General features: G+C 72.7%; 18 protein-coding genes. 14 read left to right on the top strand and 4 right to left on the bottom strand.

The features are described from left to right. Window positions 1-242 precede the first annotated feature (242 nt). The 9 genes from ICW40_RS01975 to ICW40_RS01935 all read left to right on the top strand — a co-directional run bounded on the left by ICW40_RS01975 (window position 243) and on the right by ICW40_RS01935 (window position 6,142). Entirely contained in the window at window positions 243-1,472 is a 1,230-nt protein-coding gene (locus tag ICW40_RS01975) for a CpaF family protein (protein ID WP_221652142.1), read from the top strand. 2 nt (window positions 1,473-1,474) lie between these two features. After that, on the top strand, window positions 1,475-2,332 hold the full coding sequence (locus tag ICW40_RS01970; RefSeq protein WP_221652141.1) for a type II secretion system F family protein: 858 nt from the start codon (window positions 1,475-1,477) through the stop codon (window positions 2,330-2,332). Then, a complete protein-coding gene (locus ICW40_RS01965) occupies window positions 2,329-3,267 on the top strand; it encodes a type II secretion system F family protein (protein ID WP_221652140.1) in 939 nt (312 codons plus the stop codon). The genes ICW40_RS01970 and ICW40_RS01965 overlap by 4 nt, the downstream gene beginning before the upstream one ends. Before the next feature lie 53 nt (window positions 3,268-3,320). Further along, window positions 3,321-3,635, top strand: a complete 315-nt coding sequence (locus ICW40_RS01960) for a hypothetical protein (RefSeq protein ID WP_221652152.1) — start codon at window positions 3,321-3,323, stop codon at window positions 3,633-3,635. Next, a complete protein-coding gene (locus ICW40_RS01955; protein WP_221652139.1) occupies window positions 3,613-3,999 on the top strand; it encodes a TadE family protein in 387 nt (128 codons plus the stop codon). The genes ICW40_RS01960 and ICW40_RS01955 overlap by 23 nt, the downstream gene beginning before the upstream one ends. Next, window positions 3,996-4,499, top strand: coding sequence for a pilus assembly protein (locus ICW40_RS01950; RefSeq protein WP_308121566.1), 504 nt, complete (start codon window positions 3,996-3,998; stop codon window positions 4,497-4,499). The genes ICW40_RS01955 and ICW40_RS01950 overlap by 4 nt, the downstream gene beginning before the upstream one ends. Beyond that, the gene (locus tag ICW40_RS01945) at window positions 4,496-4,960 is read left to right on the top strand and encodes a pilus assembly protein TadG-related protein (RefSeq protein WP_260458635.1); all 465 of its coding nucleotides are present in this window, start codon (window positions 4,496-4,498) and stop codon (window positions 4,958-4,960) included. The genes ICW40_RS01950 and ICW40_RS01945 overlap by 4 nt, the downstream gene beginning before the upstream one ends. A gap of 154 nt (window positions 4,961-5,114) precedes the next feature. Further along, window positions 5,115-5,396 (top strand): hypothetical protein, encoded by a 282-nt coding sequence (locus ICW40_RS01940; RefSeq protein WP_221652138.1) that lies wholly within the window; start codon window positions 5,115-5,117, stop codon window positions 5,394-5,396. Beyond that, window positions 5,393-6,142, top strand: a complete 750-nt coding sequence (locus tag ICW40_RS01935; RefSeq protein ID WP_221652137.1) for a DUF6338 family protein — start codon at window positions 5,393-5,395, stop codon at window positions 6,140-6,142. Before ICW40_RS01940 ends, ICW40_RS01935 begins: the two co-directional genes overlap by 4 nt. Before the next feature lie 48 nt (window positions 6,143-6,190). Here the strand turns inward: ICW40_RS01935 and ICW40_RS01930 are convergent, their stop codons facing one another. The 4 genes from ICW40_RS01930 to ICW40_RS01915 all read right to left on the bottom strand — a co-directional run bounded on the left by ICW40_RS01930 (window position 6,191) and on the right by ICW40_RS01915 (window position 12,438). Further along, window positions 6,191-7,165, bottom strand: coding sequence for a carbohydrate ABC transporter permease (locus ICW40_RS01930; protein ID WP_221652136.1), 975 nt, complete (start codon window positions 7,163-7,165; stop codon window positions 6,191-6,193). Then, entirely contained in the window at window positions 7,162-8,208 is a 1,047-nt protein-coding gene (locus tag ICW40_RS01925) for a carbohydrate ABC transporter permease (protein WP_221652135.1), read from the bottom strand. The genes ICW40_RS01930 and ICW40_RS01925 overlap by 4 nt, the downstream gene beginning before the upstream one ends. A gap of 162 nt (window positions 8,209-8,370) precedes the next feature. Next, window positions 8,371-9,678 (bottom strand): ABC transporter substrate-binding protein, encoded by a 1,308-nt coding sequence (locus ICW40_RS01920; protein WP_221652134.1) that lies wholly within the window; start codon window positions 9,676-9,678, stop codon window positions 8,371-8,373. 177 nt (window positions 9,679-9,855) lie between these two features. Then, complete coding sequence (locus ICW40_RS01915) at window positions 9,856-12,438, bottom strand: glycoside hydrolase family 2 protein (RefSeq protein ID WP_221652133.1); 2,583 nt, start codon at window positions 12,436-12,438, stop codon at window positions 9,856-9,858. 108 nt (window positions 12,439-12,546) lie between these two features. Here ICW40_RS01915 and prfB point away from each other — a divergent pair, with 108 nt between their 5' ends. The 5 genes from prfB to smpB all read left to right on the top strand — a co-directional run bounded on the left by prfB (window position 12,547) and on the right by smpB (window position 17,316). Continuing rightward, a complete protein-coding gene (gene prfB / locus ICW40_RS01910) occupies window positions 12,547-13,659 on the top strand; it encodes a peptide chain release factor 2 (RefSeq protein WP_221652132.1) in 1,113 nt (370 codons plus the stop codon). Window positions 13,660-13,832: 173 nt separating this feature from the next. Next, window positions 13,833-14,522 carry a cell division ATP-binding protein FtsE gene (gene ftsE, locus ICW40_RS01905; RefSeq protein ID WP_221652131.1) on the top strand — a complete coding sequence of 230 codons (690 nt, stop codon included), beginning with the start codon at window positions 13,833-13,835 and terminating at the stop codon, window positions 14,520-14,522. A gap of 6 nt (window positions 14,523-14,528) precedes the next feature. Beyond that, the gene (gene ftsX, locus ICW40_RS01900) at window positions 14,529-15,443 is read left to right on the top strand and encodes a permease-like cell division protein FtsX (protein WP_221652130.1); all 915 of its coding nucleotides are present in this window, start codon (window positions 14,529-14,531) and stop codon (window positions 15,441-15,443) included. 88 nt (window positions 15,444-15,531) lie between these two features. Continuing rightward, entirely contained in the window at window positions 15,532-16,800 is a 1,269-nt protein-coding gene (locus ICW40_RS01895; protein ID WP_221652129.1) for a M23 family metallopeptidase, read from the top strand. A 45-nt stretch (window positions 16,801-16,845) separates the two neighbouring features. Further along, window positions 16,846-17,316 (top strand): SsrA-binding protein SmpB, encoded by a 471-nt coding sequence (gene smpB, locus ICW40_RS01890; protein ID WP_221652128.1) that lies wholly within the window; start codon window positions 16,846-16,848, stop codon window positions 17,314-17,316. Window positions 17,317-17,341: the final 25 nt, after the last annotated feature.

Here is a 17,341-nt window from a genome sequence, read left to right as displayed (position 1 = left end):
CCCCCGTCGGAGCCGCAGGCGGACGCGGCTCCGGCGAAGGCGCCGCGCCGCCGCACCCCGCGGGCCGCGCCGAAGGACCCGCCGCCCGCCTGAGGCGCCGTCGGTCGCGGCCGCCGGCGGATCACCCGTTCGCGCGTCCGATCACCTGAACGGGTGTCCACAGGGCCCTGATCTGTCCCAATTCGCTCCCCTATGCTCCTCGGCAGCGCGCGGGCCGGTCGCGCGACGATGCAGGGGGTTCGGTGGAGGGCGTCGCACAGCTCGAGCAGGAGGTGCGCGAGCTCATCCGCCGGCGGGGCATCGACCCGCTGCGCGACCCGGCCACGCTGCGCGACCTCGTCCGGGACGTCGTGGCGGACTACGACGACCGGTCGGTGCGCGGTCACGTGCCCCCGCTCGTCGACCCGGCCGCCGCGACCAAGACGGTGGTCGACGCCGTCGCGGGGCTGGGCCCGCTCCAGCAGTACCTCGACGACGACGACGTCGAGGAGATCTGGATCAACTCCCCCGAGCAGGTCTTCGTCGCCCGGCGCGGCGAGCCCGAGCTCACCACCACCATCCTCACCGAGGCGCAGGTGCGCGACCTCGTCGAGCAGATGCTCAAGGTCTCGGGTCGCCGGCTCGACCTGTCGAGCCCCTTCGTCGACGCCGCGCTGCCCGGCGGCGAGCGCCTGCACGTCGCGATCCCCGACGTGACGCGGTCGACGTGGGCGGTCAACATCCGCAAGTACGTCGTCCGGGCGGGTCACCTCGACGACCTGGTGGCACTGGGCTCGGTCACGCCCCAGGCCGCGCGCTTCCTCGGCGCCGCCGTCGCGGCCGGCCTCAACGTGCTGGTCTCCGGGGCGACGCAGGCGGGCAAGACGACCATGCTCAACGCCCTCGCCGGGTCCATCCCGGCCCGCGAGCGCGTCATCACGTGCGAGGAGGTCTTCGAGCTCCGCCTGGGTCACCGCGACGTCGTCGCGCTGCAGTGCCGTCAGCCGAGCCTCGAGGGCACGGGCGAGATCACGCTGCGCCGTCTCGTCAAGGAGGCGCTGCGCATGCGGCCGAGCCGGATCGTCGTCGGGGAGGTGCGCGAGGCGGAGAGCCTCGACATGCTCATCGCCCTCAACGCGGGCGTGCCGGGGATGTGCACCGTGCACGCGAACAGCGCCCGCGAGGCGCTCACGAAGGTCTGCACCCTGCCCCTGCTCGCGGGCGAGAACGTGTCCGCGGCCTTCGTCGTGCCGACCGTCGCGTCGGCGATCGACCTCGTCGTACACCTCGACCGCGACGCGCGCGGCCGGCGCACGGTGCGCGAGGTCGTCGCCGTCCCGGGCCGGGTCGAGAACGGCGTGGTGGAGACGAGCGACATCTTCACCACCCGCCAGGGCGTGCTCGTCCGCGCCGAGGGCTTCCCGCCGCACGCCGACCGCTTCGCGCGCGTCGGGGTCGACGTCGTCGCGCTCCTCAACGACAGGGCCGCCTGACGGTGGGCGCCGTCGCGGGGCTCCTGCTCGGGGCCGGGCTCTGCCTGCTCCTGTGGGCGACGACGTCCCCCGTCCCCCGGCGGGCGAGCTCGGGCCGGCGGTCCGCCGACCTCGCCGACCTGCTCGTCCAGGCGGGTGCCCCCGGCGTGACGCCGGCCGGGCTGATCGGCGCGTGCGCGACGGCCGGCGTCGTCACCATGGTGCTGGGCACGGCGCTCACGCAGGCGCCGCCGGTCGCCGCCTGCTTCGCCGTCATGGCCGCCCTCGCGCCGCTCGCGCTCGTGCGCGCCCGCGCCCGACGGCGACGCGCGGCCCTGCGTCAGGTGTGGCCCGAGGTCGTCGACCACCTCGCGTCCGGCATCCGGGCGGGCCTCTCGCTGCCCGAGGCGCTCGCCCAGCTCGGGGACCGCGGACCGGTCGAGCTGCGGCCCGCCTTCCGCGCCTTCGCCGCCGACCACCGCGCGACCGGCCGGTTCGGCGACGCGCTCGACGCCCTCAAGGCCCGGCTCGCCGACCCCGTCGCGGACCGCATCGTCGAGGCGCTGCGCCTGACGCGCGAGGTGGGTGGCACCGACCTCGGCCGCCTCCTGCGGACCCTCTCGGCGTTCCTGCGCGAGGAGGCCCGCACCCGCGGCGAGCTCGAGGCGCGGCAGAGCTGGACGGTCAACGCCGCGCGCCTCGCCGTGGCGGCGCCCTGGCTGGTGCTCGCCCTGCTCTCGACCCGCCCCGAGGCGGCATCGGTCTACGACACACCGGCCGGCGTGGCCGTCCTCGCGCTGGGCGGTGGCTGCACGGCGGTCGCCTACCGGCTGATGGTCCGGATCGGGCGCCTGCCCGAGGACGTCCGGGTGCTGCGGTGACGCCCGGCGCGCCGGTCGGGGCGCTCGCAGGCCTCGTCCTGGGCCTCGGCGCGTGGCTCGTCGTCGCGGCGCTGCGAGCACGCCGGCGGCCACGGCTCGACGAGCGCCTCGCGCCCTACCTCCGCCTGCCCGCCGACACGTCCGGGCTGCTCGACGAGGCGCCCGCGCGGTCGCCGTTCCCGGTGCTGGAGCGCCTGCTCGCCCCCGTCATGCACGACGCCGTCCGGCTCGTCGAGCGCGTCGGCTCGGCGGGTCCGGAGGTGCAGGCGCGCCTCGTGCGCGCGGGACGGACGACCACGGTCGAGCAGTTCCGCTCCGAGCAGGTCGTCGCTGCGGTCGTCGGGACCGCGGGCGGTCTGCTCCTGGCCCTCGCCCTCATGGCCGGACGCGGCCTCAACCCGGCAGCGGGCCTCGTGCTCGTGCTCACGGGGGCCGTCACGGGACTCGCCGCGTGCGACCAGGCGCTCGCCCGCCAGGTCCGTCGGCGCGAGGAGCGCATGCTCGCCGAGCTCCCCGCCGTCGCTGAGCTGCTGGCCCTCGCCGTCGGCGCCGGTGACGGGGCCCTCGGCGCGCTCGAGCGCGTCGCCCGTGCGACGCGTGGCGAGCTGTCCGGCGAGCTGCGCGCCGCGCTCGCCGAGACGCGGGCCGGCGCTCCCCTGACGGTCGCGCTCGAGCGGATGGCGGACCGGACCGGGCTCGTGAGCCTGTCCCGGTTCGCCGAGGCCGTGGCGGTCGCGGTCGACCGAGGCACGCCGCTCGCCGACGTGCTGCGTGCCCAGGCCCAGGACGTCCGCGAGGCCGGTCGGCGCGCCCTCATGGAGACGGGCGGCCGCAAGGAGGTCGCGATGATGGTCCCGGTCGTCTTCCTCATCCTCCCGGTGACCGTCGTCTTCGCCGTCTTCCCCGGCCTCAGCGCGCTGCGGCTCGACCTGTGACGCCCGTCGCCACCCAACCCGACCCGACTGCCCGAACCCACCTGGAGGACACCGTGCAGCACACCCCCGAACCCGGCGGATCAGCCGACCCGGTCGCCGACGCCGTGGCCGGCGCCGCAGCCGCGGACGTCACGACCGCGCCCGCGGTCACCGAGGCCGTCGACCCGCAGGCCACCCCGGCGAGCGGGTTCGCGGTGCGGCTGCGCCCGCCGGGCGGCTGGTCGGACGACGCGGGCGACGTCCCCGGCTGGGTCCTCGTCACCCTGATGACCGCCGGGCTCGTCATCGCCCTGTGGGCCGTCGCCGGCCCGGCGCTCGCCGGCGTCTTCGAGTCCGCGATCGAGCGTGTCACGTCCTTCGGCGGCTGACGCCGGGTCGGCCGTCGTCGACTTCGTCCTGGTCGCGGCGCTCACGACCGTCCTCTTCGCCGGGGTGCTGCAGCTGACGCTCGCGCTGCACGTGCGCTCGACGCTGGTGGACTGCGCCGCCGAGGGTGCGCGCTACGGCGCGCTCGCGGACCGCGGCCCGGCCGACGCCGAACGCCGCACGCGCGAGCTCATCACCATGACCCTCGCGCCGCGGTTCGCGGACGACGTCGTCGCGGAAGCCACGACGGTCGAGGGCCTGCCGGTGGTCCGGGTCCAGGTCACGGCCGCGCTGCCGGTGCTGGGCCCGCTCGGCCCGGCCGGCTCGCTCGTCGTCGACGGCCACGCGCTCGAGGAGCTGCCGTGATCGTCGCGCTGCGTGGCTGGACGCGCACGGTCCGTGCCGCGGTCCGGGACCGGGCGACCGCACCGGCGGGCGACGCGGGCAGCGCGGTCGTCGAGTTCCTCGGCGTCGCCCTGCTCCTCCTCGTCCCGACGGTGTACCTCGTCCTCGTCCTGGGCCGTCTGCAGGCCGCCGCGTTCGCGGTCGACGGCGCCGCGCGCGAGGCGGTGCGCGGCTTCGTCACCGCCGACGACGCCACCACCGGCGCGCAGCGGGCGACCGCCTCCGTCGCCCTCGCGCTCGACGACCAGGGGCTCGACCCCGCCGCGGCGGGCGAGAGCCTCTCCCTCACCTGCGCGGCGACCAGCTGCCTGACGCCCGGGACCGCCGTCACCGCGCACGTCGCGGTCGAGGTCGCGCTGCCCGGGGTGCCGTCGTGGCTCCAGGGTGTCGTGCCGCTCGCCGTGCCGGTGACCGCGTCGGCCACGGGGACCGTCGACGAGCACCGAGCGGTCGGCGGATGAGGCGCCTGGTCAGGCGCGTCCGGGCCGCCCGCGGCGACGACGGGCAGGTCATGCTGCTGTCGATCGCCTTCGGCGTCCTCGCCCTCCTCCTCGTGACCGTCGTCGTCTCGGCGTCGGCGGTGCACCTCGAGCGCAAGCGTCTGCTCGCCCTCGCCGACCTGGCTGTCCTGGACGCTGCGGACGCGCTCGACGAGGCCGCCTACTACGGCCGCGCGGACGACGACGCCCTGCTCGTCCTGTCCTCCGCACGCGTGCGGGAGGCCGTCGAGGAGCACCTCGCCGGTGCCCCCGCGGCGTCGCGGCTCGACGGGCTCACGATCGTCGACGCGGGCACCCCGGACGGCCGGACGGCCGAGCTGACGCTCGGCGCCGTCGCCCGCCCCGCGCTCCTCAGCTGGGTCACCGCCGGGTGGTCCGACGGCATCGCGCTGACCGTGACCACGAGCGCGCGCGCCGACTGACCGCCGCACCGTGCGACGACCGGTGCGAGGACCGACGCGACGCGCGGCGCAGCGCGGCGCCCGAGCACCCTTGTGCCGCCCGGCCGGGTACGCGATCGTGGCCCCAGGGCACATGCCGCGGTGATGGCGCGGGGCAGCTCGACGGAGGTCTTCCATGGGCGACGACGCGACGGCCGGCACCGACCCGGAGCGGGTGGAGCAGCTCACCGCCCTGCGCGACGCGGCGCTCGCCGCCGGCGAGGCGGCCGAGGCGGCCGCGGAGGTCGCCGACAGGGCGGCCCGGAGCGTCGAGGCGGCGATCACGGGCCAGGCGCCCGACCCCGACGACGGGCGCTTCGACTCCGGCAGCGGCGTGCACGGCCACGCCCCCGGGACGGATGCGATCGCCGATGCGGGGTATGGGGGTGGCGGCTACAGCGGTCCGGTCGGTCCGTGATCCCCGAGACGGCGGGGGCGCTGCTCGCGCTCCTCGGTCTCGTCGCTCCCGGGCTCGTCTACGAGATGCGCCGCGAGAGCCGCCAGCCCGCGCCCGTCACCAGTGCCTTCCGCGAGGCGGGGCGCGTCGCCTTGCGGAGCCTGATCTTCACGGTGCTCGCCCTCGTCGTCATGCTGTGGGTCTCGTCATGGTGGGACCGCCTGCCCGACGTCGGCGCGTGGCTCGCGGCCGGGAACACCTACGCCGCGGCGAACTACGGGGCCGTGGCCACGTTCGTGGTGCTCGAGCTCGTCCTCGCCTGCTCGTTCGCACTCGTCGCCGAGTCGCTGACCGGCTCGGGGATCAAGGGCGACATCTCGGCGGTGAGCGTCTGGTACGCCTCGCTCGACCTCGACCGACCCCCGGCGGCGTCGCGCACGTGGCTGCGGGTGCGGATGGAGAGCGGGACGCAGTACAAGGGCGCGCTGCGCTGGTACTCCCCCGGTGCCTCGGACGAGCGCGACGTCGTCATCGGCGGGGAGGGCCTGGCGCGCCTGGCGGACGGCAAGGACCCCGAGGACGCCGCGAGCTGGACCCCGCTGGACGCGTGGAACCAGGTCATCCTCAGCGGCGAGCGCATCGAGTCCGTCCAGGTGACCTACCTCGGGCACGACGGCGGGGTCCTGCGCTACGCCGAGAGGCCGCGCGCCATCGAGCGCATGTCCGCCCGGTGGCGGGCCGGACGACGACGGCGGCCGACCCCCTGAGGGGCCGGCCGCCGTCGTCGGTGCTGGTGCTGCGCGTGGGCGTGCGGGTCAGGCCTTGACCGCGCCCTCCATGATGCCGCGCACGATCTGCTTGCCCGCGACGAAGAGCAGCAGGATCAGCGGGACCGTGGCGAGGAAGGAGCCGGCCAGCACGATGCGGTACTTGACGTAGTTGCCCGACGCCAGGTCGCTCAGCGCGACCCCGATCGTCTTGTTCGGGCTGCCGGAGCCGAGCGCGATGAGCGCCCACTGGAACTCGTTCCAGGTGCCGACCGCCGTGAGGAGGCCGAGCACGCCGAGGGCGGGCCGGATGATCGGGATGACGATGTTCCAGTACACGCGGAACGTCGAGGCTCCGTCGACGCGGGCCGACTCGATCAGCTCGTCGGGGATCGAGTCCTCGATGAACTGACGCATGTAGAACACCCCGAAGGCCGAGACGAGCCCCGGCACGATCACCGAGATCAGCTGCCCCTGCCAGCCCAGCTTCGAGATGATGATGTAGAGCGCGACGATGCCCAGCTGGTTCGGGATCGTCAGCGTGAGCACGACGATCACCATGAGCGCGTCGCGGCCCTTGAAGCGGAGCTTGGCGAAGGCGAAGCCCGCGAGCGAGCAGAAGAAGAGCAGCGACGCCGTCACGATGACCGTGACGAGGATGCTGTTGACGAACGAGTCGGCGAAGCGGGCGTTGTCGTACGAGCGCCCCTGCTCCGCGACGTTGCCCAGCACGACGCCGACGTTGTGCATGAAGTTGTCGCCCGGGACGAGGCCCATGTAGGCCGGACGCGAGAGGTCCGCGTCCGTGCCCGTCGCGACGACGAACATCCAGTAGATCGGGAAGGCCGAGGCGAGGATCGCGACGACGAGGAACACGTAGTTCCACGGGCTCGCGGCCGTGTCCTGCGGCGAGCGGCCCAGCAGGGCCGCCTTGCGCCGCACGGGCTGGGTGTCGTGCGTGGGTGTCGGGCCCACGGCGCCGACGGTGCGCACGCCGAGGCTCGACGGTCCGGTGCTGGTCATCGCTTGCCACCTCCCAGGCGGTTCGTGAGGAAGGCGTTGAAGGCGGCGATGACGACGATGATGAGGAACAGGCCCCAGGACATCGCCGCGGCGTAGCCGAGGTTCAGCTGCTTCCACCCGGTGTAGTAGATGAGCTGGGCGACCGTCTGCCACTGACCGCGCGTGCCGCCCGTCCCGGCCTGGGCGTTCTGCTCGAAGAGCATGGGCTCGGCGAAGAGCTGCAGGCCGCCGATCGTCGAGAGCACGACGGTGAAGAGCACCATCGGACGGATCATCGGGACGGTGATCCGCCAGAGCTGCTTCCAGGCGCCGGCGCCGTCGAGCGCGGCTGCCTCGTAGACGTCCTTCGGGATCGACTGCATCGCCGACAGGTACAGCAGGGCGTTGTAGCCGACCCACTTCCAGTTCACCATGATCGCGATCGCGGTCCAGGAGGTCAGCTTCGTCGAGCGCCAGTCGACACCCTCGATGACCTGGCCGCCGCCGAGCTCGCTCTGGACCCCGACGAGGCCGAGCACCCAGTTCGCCAGGCCGTTGTCCTTCGCGAAGATCGACGCGAACACCAGCGTCGAGGCCACGACCGGCGTGACGTACGGCAGCAGGATGCCGACGCGGAAGACCGACGTCGCGCGCAGCTTGCGGTTGAGCAGCGCCGCGATGACGAGCGCGAGGAACAGCTGCGGGACGGTCGAGAGGATGAAGATGCCGAAGGTGTTGCCGAGGGCGTTCCAGAACTTGTCGTCCTCGAGCAGCCTCGCGAAGTTGGCGAAGCCCGCCCACCCGTCGTTCGCGGGGTCGAGGAGGCTCCAGTTCCGGAAGGCCACGACGCCGTTGTAGAGCAGCGGGAAGAGGCCGAACACGGCGAACAGGATGAAGAACGGCGAGATGAGCAGGTAGGGCACGACCTTGTGGTCGAACCGCCCCCAGAACCGGTGCCATCCGCCGACGTCGTGCGACGGCGGGGTCGGGCTGCTGCTCCTGCTCTCGCTCCCGGTGGTGCGCGGGGCGACGGCCGTCGCCTTCACGCCACTGGTGGCGGACATGGGACCTCCTGAAGGGACCGGTCGAGGCAACCGGCTGCTGCGGGCTGGTGTCGGTGCGGCCGCGGTGGACCCGGTGAGGTCCGCGCGGCGCTGGGCGGGACGGGCACGAGACCCGTCCCGCCCAGCGGCTGCGTGCGCGTCAGGGTCGACGCGCGGGCTGCGTCAGCCCTGTGCGGCGAGCTCGGCCTCGGAGACCGCGCGCTCCCAGGCCTCGGCACCCGTCGAGAGGTTGCCCGCCTGGATGTCGTTCAGGACGTTCTCCACGGCGACCCGGACCGGACCGTTGCGCTTGCCCAGGTACTGGGGCTCCAGCTCGAGCGCGGTCTTCGAGAAGATCTGACCCGTCGGGGCGTTGTTGAAGAACTCGTCGACCCGCTCCTGGATCTTCGGGTCCTCGTAGAGCGCCGGCTGCGAGGGCAGGTTGCCGACCGTCTCGAAGACGGCGATCTGCTGCTCGGGCTGCACGAGCCAGGAGAGGAGCTTCCACGCCTCCTCCTGGTTCTCGCTCTGCTCGGGGATCGTCAGGAACGAGCCACCCCAGTTGCCGCCGCCGCCGGGGATGGCGGCGATGTCCCAGAGGCCTGCCTTGTCGGGCGCCTGGTTGCGGATGTGGCCGGTCATCCAGGCCGGGCAGGCGAGGACGGCGAACGCGTCGTTCGCGAAGCCCGCGTTCCACTCGTCGGACCAGGCGGCGATGTTGGCCGACAGGCCCGCGTCGATGACCTGCTCGGTGATCTCGAAGGCGGCCTTCGGGCCGGGCTCCGGCGTGAGCTCCTCGTTCTCGTTGAAGAAGCTGTGCTCCTGCTGCGCCAGGGCCGGGCTGAAGATCTGTGTGGCGTTGTCGACGAACTTCTTGCCCGAGTTGGCGACGTAGGTCTCGCCCGCGGCGATGAAGCCGTCCCAGCCCTCGTCGTCCCAGAGCGCCGAGACCTCGTCGCGGTCGGTCGGGAGACCGGCGGCCGCGAACAGGTCGTGGCGGTAGCACATGGCCTGGCCGCCCACGTCGGTGCCCAGGCCGATCTGCGTCGCGCCGTCGGCCGAGAGCGACTGCTGCCACTTCCAGGGGAGGTAGCGCTCCTCGTAGTCGGCCGCGCCGAGGTCGAGGAGGTTGACGAACTTGTCGGGCTGGTTGCGGAACTGGACGATGAAGCCCTCGTCGATCGCGACGATGTCCGCGGCGCCCGAGCCGGCGATGAGCTGCTGCTGGAGCGCCTCGTGCTGGGCGTTGAACTCGCCCTCGACGAGCGTGATGGTGACGCCCGGGTTCTCCTCCTCGTACTGCTCGGCGAGCTGGGTGAAGCCCATGTCGCCCCAGAAGTGGATGGAGAGGTCGACGGACTCGGAGCCGCCGTCGCCGTCGTCGCCCTCACCGGGCTCGGTGCCGCCGCCCGTGCTGCAGGCGGTGAGCAGAAGAGCAGATGCTGCGCCGGCCGCGAGGAAGCTCGCCGACCGGGATCGAGACCACTTCATGCCATATCCCCTTTGGTGGCTGTGGGTGCGCTCCCACGTTGGAGCGTTCCCACAATGTAGTGCGGGTCACATGCCACGGACAGAGCCCGCGGTCACGAGTTGATTACGATCGGATGACGAAGTAAGTCCCACCGTGACCTGGTTCGGGCGCGGTCACCGTCGTCCGGCCGGCGCCGGTCACCCGACCGGCGCAGCGCCCGCCCGCGACCCGGTGACGAGGGCGTTCGCGCTCCGCAGCACCCGCGGGTCGAGGAACGCCGACCCGTCGCCGGCGAGCTTGCTCCTGACCCGCAGGACGCGCGTCTCCCCTGGTAGGAGCGTCACGAGCTGGTCGTCGACCTGTGCAAGCGCGTCCACCTTGTCGACGAGCAGTGCCACGTCCCGGACCAGGGACCGCGCGGTGAGCGTGACGGCGAAGCCGCCCTCGACGGGCTCGACCGAGACGTCCAGCACGTCGTCCTCGTAGGCCAGCTCCGTGTCCTCCACCCAGGTGTGCACCGCCCGGACCTCGCGTCCGTCGCCCGCCGGGCCTGCGTCACCCACTCGGACCACGAGGACCTCGCGCGACGGGTGCGCCACCGCGAGCACGTCGTCGGGCAAGTGGAGCACCGTCACCGAGCGAGGTTCCACGCGCAGTTCGATGGAAGCGCTCGCATGCACCCGGCCGTCGAGGCCCGTGCGGGTCGCGACCGCGACGCCCGTCCACTCCGCGTCCGTGTCGTTGACCGCCACGGCGGCAGCCCGTCCGTCACGCGGCTGGACCGTCAGCAGCCGGTCCGCGTAGGCGGCGCGCAGCGCGAACCACAGGGGCTTGGGCCGCTCGTCGCCGTCGATCGCCGCCCACGACGTCACGGGCCAGCAGTCGTTGAGCTGCCACACGATGCTGCCCGCCGTCCGCGGCCACCACGACCGGTAGTGCTCGACGGCGAACGCGACGGCGCGCGCCTGGTTGAGCGAGGTCGCCCAGTGCCAGTCCTCGAAGTCCTCGGGCACGGGCAGGTGCGGCTCGAGCCCGCGGTCGAGCTTGCCGTTGCCGTCCTCCGCCTTCTGGTGGAGCAGGAAGGCCTCCGACTCCTTGACCAGTGCGTCCGCCGGCAGGGCTCGCGCGAGCGTCGCCCAGGTGGCGGGGCCCTGCCAGCCGAACTCCGAGCAGAACCGCGGCACGTCGTCGCGGTAGTGGACGTAGTCGCGCCGGTTCCAGCACTCCCACTCGTGGTGGGTCCCGTGGTCGGGATGGTTGGGGTGCGTGCCCTCCGCGTCGGACCCGGGCGTGTACGGGCTGTTCATGGAGTACGGGCGCGTGGGGTCGAGGTCGGCGACGACGCCGGGCAGCAGCTCGGTGTAGTAGCCGAGGCCCCACGTGCGCCCCTCGAGCTGCTCGGGCCAGCCCCAGTCGCGGTAGCCCCAGACGTTCTCGTTGGCGCCGTTCCACAGCACGAGCGACGGGTGGCTCATGAGCCGCACGACGTTCTCGCGCGCCTCCGCCTCGACCTCGCCGCGGATCGGCTCCTCCTCCGCGTACGCCGCGCACGCGAAGAGGAAGTCCTGCCAGACGAGGACCCCGGCCTCGTCGCACACGTCGTAGAAGTCGTGCTGCTCGTAGATCCCGCCGCCCCAGATCCGGAGCAGGTTGATGTTCGCGTCGGTCGCCTGCGTCACGCGCCGGGCGTACCGGTCGCGGTCCACGCGCGTGAGGAGGTGGTCGTCGGGGATCCAGTTCGCGCCCCGGACGAACACCGGGCGCCCGTTGACGACGACGGTGAAGGACGTGCCGTGCTCGTCGGGCGTGCGGTCGACCTCGACGGTGCGGAAGCCGATCCGGCGCTCGACCCGGGCGAGCACCTCACCACCCGGCCGAGCCAGCTCGACGACCAGGTCGTACAGCGGCTGCTGGCCGTACCCGCGCGGCCACCACAGGTCGACGTCGGGCACCGTCACCTCGACGACCGCGCTCACGTCGCTGCCGCCCACCTCGCGGCCGCTGCCGCCCCGCGGCACGACGACCTCGGCCGAGCGGCCCGCGACCTCCGCGCGCAGCACGAGGTCGACGTCGTCGTCCCCGAGGCCCGAGCGCTCGACCTCCACGTGGACCCGCACGACGCCCGCGGTGCCGTCCACGGTGACGAGCGGACGCACCTGGGCGAGGCGCGCGACGCGCCACCGCTCGAGCGCGACGGGGCGCCAGATCCCCGCGGTCTGCAGGTCGGGGCCCCAGTCCCAGCCGAAGGAGCACGCCATCTTGCGCACCATGTTGAACGGGTGCGGGTACACGTGGTCCCGCCGGCCGAGGTCGCGCTCGACCTCCTCCGCGTGCTCGAGGGCCGAGCGGATGTCGACGGTCAGGGCGTTCTCGCCGTCGGCGACGAGCTCACGCACGTCGACCCGGTAGCTGCGGTGCTGGTTGGCGGTGCGCGCGACCTCGGTGCCGTTGAGGTCCACGGTCGCGACCGTGTCCAGTCCCTGCAGCACGAGGTCCACCCGCTCGTCCGGGGCGGCGGCGGTCGTCGTGAAGGCAGTCGTCCAGCGCCAGTCCGTGCGGTGCGCCCACGCGAGAGCCGTCTCGTTGCGGTCGAGGTACGGGTCGGGGATGAGGCCGGCGGCGAGGAGGTCCGTGTGGGCGCTGCCCGGGACCGTCGCGGGCACGGTCCGGTCGACCAGCTCCGGCGGCACAGGTCCGTCCACCGCCTGGAGCGACCATCCGTCGTGGAGGTGCTCGGAGGCCGGCACCACGGTGCCCGGGACATGGGTGCGGTCGGTCATCTCGTTCGTCCTCGACTCGAGTACGGCCGGGCGGGACACGACTTTGTTCGCCCGCCGAAGATCCTAGTGGTGCGCCCGGCCCGCACGCCTCGGATAGCCTGGACCGTCGTGGCAGCCACCGACTTCCCCTCCGAGATCGCCGCCCTGCGGTCCACGCTCGGCACCATCAGCGCGGTCAGCGATCCCGAGGCGCTGCGTGCCCGCATCGCCGACCTGTCCGAGAAGGCCTCCGCCCCGGACCTGTGGGACGACGCCGACGCGGCGCAGAAGGTCACCTCGGCGCTCTCGCACGCGCAGTCGGAGCTCGACCGCATCGCCGAGCTCGAGCAGCGGCTCGAGGACCTCGAGACGCTCGTCGAGATGGCGCAGGAGGAGGACGACGCCGACACGCTCGCCGACGCCGAGGCCGAGCTCACCTCGCTGCGCAAGGACCTCGGCGCGCTCGAGGTCCGCACGCTCCTCAACGGCGAGTACGACTCGCGCGAGGCCGTCGTGACGATCCGCGCGGGCGCCGGCGGCGTCGACGCGGCGGACTTCGCGGAGATGCTGCTGCGCATGTACCTGCGCTGGGCCGAGCGCCACGGCTACCCCACCTCGGTCCTCGACACCTCGTACGCGGAGGAGGCCGGTCTCAAGTCGGCGACCTTCGAGGTCAAGGTGCCCTATGCCTTCGGGAACCTCTCGGTCGAGGCCGGGACGCACCGGCTCGTCCGCATCTCGCCGTTCGACAACCAGGGCCGCCGTCAGACGTCGTTCGCCGCCGTCGAGGTCGTCCCCCTCATCGAGCAGACGGACCACATCGACATCCCGGAGAACGAGCTCAAGGTCGACGTCTTCCGCTCGTCCGGCCCCGGCGGCCAGTCGGTCAACACGACCGACTCGGCGGTGCGCCTCACCCACCTGCCGACCGGGACCGTCGTCTCGATGCAGAACGAGAAGAGCCAGATCCAGAACCGCGCCGCCGCGCTGCGCGTCCTCCAGTCGCGCCTCCTCCTGCTGCGCCAGGCCGAGGAGAAGGCCACGCAGAAGGAGCTCGCGGGCGACATCAAGGCGAGCTGGGGCGACCAGATGCGCTCGTACGTGCTGCAGCCGTACCAGATGGTCAAGGACCTGCGGACGGAGCACGAGGTCGGCAACCCGGCGGCGGTCTTCGACGGCGACATCGACGACTTCATCGAGGCCGGCATCCGCTGGCGTCGCCGGGGCGGCGCGGACGCGTGATGTCCGGTTCGTCCCGGTCGGAGGCGTGCGCAGCGGCCTGACCAGCCCTCTGGTCGCGCGACGGCGGCGTGTCCCGCCCTGGCCCGCGGCAGGGCCTGCCTAGTCTCGAAACGGTGCGGTCGTCTGCCGACGGCCGGCGTGTCCCCCGACCCCGACGACTTGGCCTCAACGCTGTGATCCGATTCGAGAACGTCACCAAGGTCTACGCGCGCGGCGCCCGTCCGGCGCTCGACGCCGTCGACCTCGAGGTCGAGCGAGGTGAGTTCGTCTTCCTCGTCGGCGCGTCCGGCTCCGGGAAGTCGACCTTCCTGCGGCTGGTCCTGCGCGAGGAGCGCCCGACCGCGGGCAAGGTCTTCGTCGCCGGCCGCGACCTGTCGACCCTCTCGACGTGGAAGGTGCCCCACCTGCGCCGGCAGATCGGCGCCGTCTTCCAGGACTTCCGCCTGCTGCCCAACAAGACCGTGTTCGAGAACGTGGCGTTCGCGCTCCAGGTCATCGGCAAGCCGCGGCACCACATCATGACCACGGTGCCCGACACCCTCGAGCTGGTCGGCCTGGGGGGCAAGGAGAAGCGTCGCCCGCACGAGCTCTCCGGCGGTGAGCAGCAGCGCGTCGCGATCGCGCGCGCCTTCGTCAACCGGCCGTCGATCCTGCTGTGCGACGAGCCCACCGGGAACCTGGACCCGACCACGTCGGTCGGCATCATGCGCCTGCTCGACCGCATCAACCGGACGGGCACCACCGTGGTGATGGCCACGCACGACGACGAGATCGTCGACCAGATGCGCAAGCGCGTCATCGAGCTGGACAACGGGCAGCTCGTCCGGGACCAGTCGCGCGGCGTCTACGGATCGACCCGCTGAGGAACCATGCGACTCCAGTTCATCCTGTCCGAGATCGGTCTCGGGCTGCGCCGCAACCTGTCGATGACGATCTCCGTCGTCCTCGTGACCTTCGTGTCGCTCACGTTCGTCGGCGCCGCCGGCCTCCTCCAGCTGCAGATCGACCAGATGAAGGACGACTGGTACGACAAGGTCGAGGTCTCGATCTTCCTGTGCCCGAGCGACTCCGACGCACCCACGTGCGTGGGCGGCGAGGCGACCGCGGATCAGACCGAGGCGCTCCGCGAGCAGCTCGAGTCCGAGGCCCTGGAGCCCTACGTCGAGCAGGTGTTCTACGAGAGCAAGGACGACGCGTACGTCGCCTTCCAGGAACGGTTCGCCGACGAGTGGTGGGCGCAGGGCGTCACCGCCGACCAGCTGCAGGCCTCGTTCCGCGTCGCGCTCGTGGACCCCGAGCAGTACCAGGTGGTCTCCGACGCCTTCACGGGCGTGACCGGCGTGGAGGAGGTGCGTGACCAGCGCCAGGTGATCGAGCCGCTGATCCTCGTCCTCAACCGCTCGAGCCTCGTCGCTGCCGGGCTCGCCGCCGTGATGCTCCTCGCCGCCGTGCTGCTCATCACGACGACGATCCGCCTGTCGGCGATGAGCCGGCGCCGCGAGACCGGCATCATGCGCCTCGTCGGCGCCTCGAACCTCTTCATCCAGCTGCCGTTCATGCTCGAGGGCGCGATCGCCGCGACCATCGGCGCTGCCCTGTCGGTCGCAGGCCTGTGGTTCGGCGTGCGCTACCTGGTCGAGGACTGGCTGGCCGGCGAGGTGCAGTTCGTCCAGTACATCGGCACCGACGCCGTCTGGACGATCGCCCCGATCCTGCTCGTCGTCGCGATCGGGCTGGCCGCGGTGTCAAGCGTCGTGACCCTGAGCCGATACACGAAGGTATGAGCACCATGGCGACCTCGCTCCCCCGGCGGCCGCGCCGAGCCGCGCCGCGTTCGCAGCCCTGCTCGTCGTCGTCCTCGCGGCCTCGTCGATGCCGGCCTCGGCCGACGAGCTCGACGACCGCCGTGCGCAGAACGCGGCCAACCAGGCCGCCGTCGACGCCGCGCTCGAGGCCCTGCAGACCGAGCTCGAGCACAACGACGCCGCGCTGGTCCAGGCGTACGCCGAGCTCCAGGGCATCCAGGCCCAGATCCCCGTGGCGGAGCAGCAGCTCGCCACGGCGGAGGAGACCCTCGCCCGCCTCCAGCGCGAGGCGCAGCTCATCGCCGAGCGCCTGACGGTCGCGGAGACCGAGGAGTCGACGATCACGACCCAGATCGCGACGAACACCGAGCGGGCCGACCAGACCCGCATCGCCATCGGGCAGATGGCGCGCGACGCCTACAAGGGCAACATGACCCAGTCGTCGCTCTCGGCGGTGCTCGACGCGAAGAGCAGCGACGAGTTCGTCGAGCAGTCGGCGCTCGCGTCCACCGCGCTGCGCACCCAGACCCAGGCGCTGCGCGAGCTCGAGCAGATCAACGGCGTGAACCGGAACCGCCAGGTGCGGCTCACTGCCGTCCGCGAGGAGATCACGGCGCTCAAGGCGGAGGCGGACGCGAAGGTCGTCGAGGCCGAGGCGGCACGTGCCGCGGCGGAGGCCCGCAAGCTCGAGCTCGAGGACCTGCAGGCCCAGGCCACGGCGAAGGCCGCGGAGATCGAGGCCGCCAAGGCCTCGATGCTCGCGCAGGAGCAGGCGCTCGCGAGCCAGCAGGCCGCGCTCGAGGCCGACCTCCAGGCGATCGTGGCGGCGCAGGAGCAGAAGCGTCGCGAGGAGGCCGCCGCTGCTGCGGCCGCAGCCGCCGCCGCGGGCCGTCCCGCACCCGCTCCGCCGCAGGGCTCGACCGCGGCGCGACCCTTCATCAACCCGAGCTCCGTCAACCCGATGGTGGTGACGTCCGACTACGGTCAGCGCTTCCACCCGATCCTGCACTACTGGCGCCTGCACGCCGGCACGGACATCCGCACCTGGTGCGGCACGCCGCTCTACGCGGGGGCGAGCGGCACGGTCGAGTGGGCCCGCTCGCGCAGCGGCTTCGGCAACCAGGTGATGATCAACCACGGCTACTGGCAGGGCAGCTCGCTCATGTCGAGCTACAACCACATGACGAGCTTCGCCGTCTCGGGCGGGCAGCACGTCTCCCAGGGCCAGCTCATCGGCTACGCGGGCAACACCGGGACGTCGGCGGCGTGCCACCTCCACTTCGAGGTGTACGTCAACGGCAGCACGGTCAACCCGCGCCCGCTGATCAACGGCTGAGGAATCGAGGCGCTGCGCGTCGCACCCATCCCCTAGCCTGGAGCCATGGCCAAGGAGACGGGACGCAAGCTCGTCGCGTCGAACAAGAAGGCGCGGCACGACTACCACATCGACGACACGTTCGAGGCGGGCCTCGTGCTGACCGGGACCGAGGTCAAGGCGCTCCGCGCAGGTCGGGCGTCCCTCGTCGACGGGTTCGCGAGCATCGACCGCGGCGAGGCGTGGCTCGAGGGCGTGCACATCCCCGAGTACACCGAGGGGACGTGGACCAACCACGCCCCGCGCCGCAAGCGCAAGCTCCTGCTGCACCGCCGCCAGATCGAGGAGCTCGAGCGCGAGAGCCAGGCCAAGGGCCGCACGATCGTGCCGCTCGCGCTGTACTTCGTCGACGGCCGCGCCAAGGTCGAGATCGCGCTCGCGCGGGGCAAGAAGGAGTACGACAAGCGGCACGCGCTGCGCGAGCGGCAGGAGAACCGCGAGGCGCAGGCCGCGATGAGCCTGCGCAAGAACGGCTGACCGCACCGGTTCGTTCGTCCGGCTC

The sequence above is a fragment of the Actinotalea ferrariae genome (genome assembly GCF_019733465.1).
Taxonomy (GTDB): Bacteria; Actinomycetota; Actinomycetes; order Actinomycetales; family Cellulomonadaceae; genus Actinotalea; species Actinotalea ferrariae_A.
This window is presented reverse-complemented; position numbering and strand designations above follow the sequence as displayed.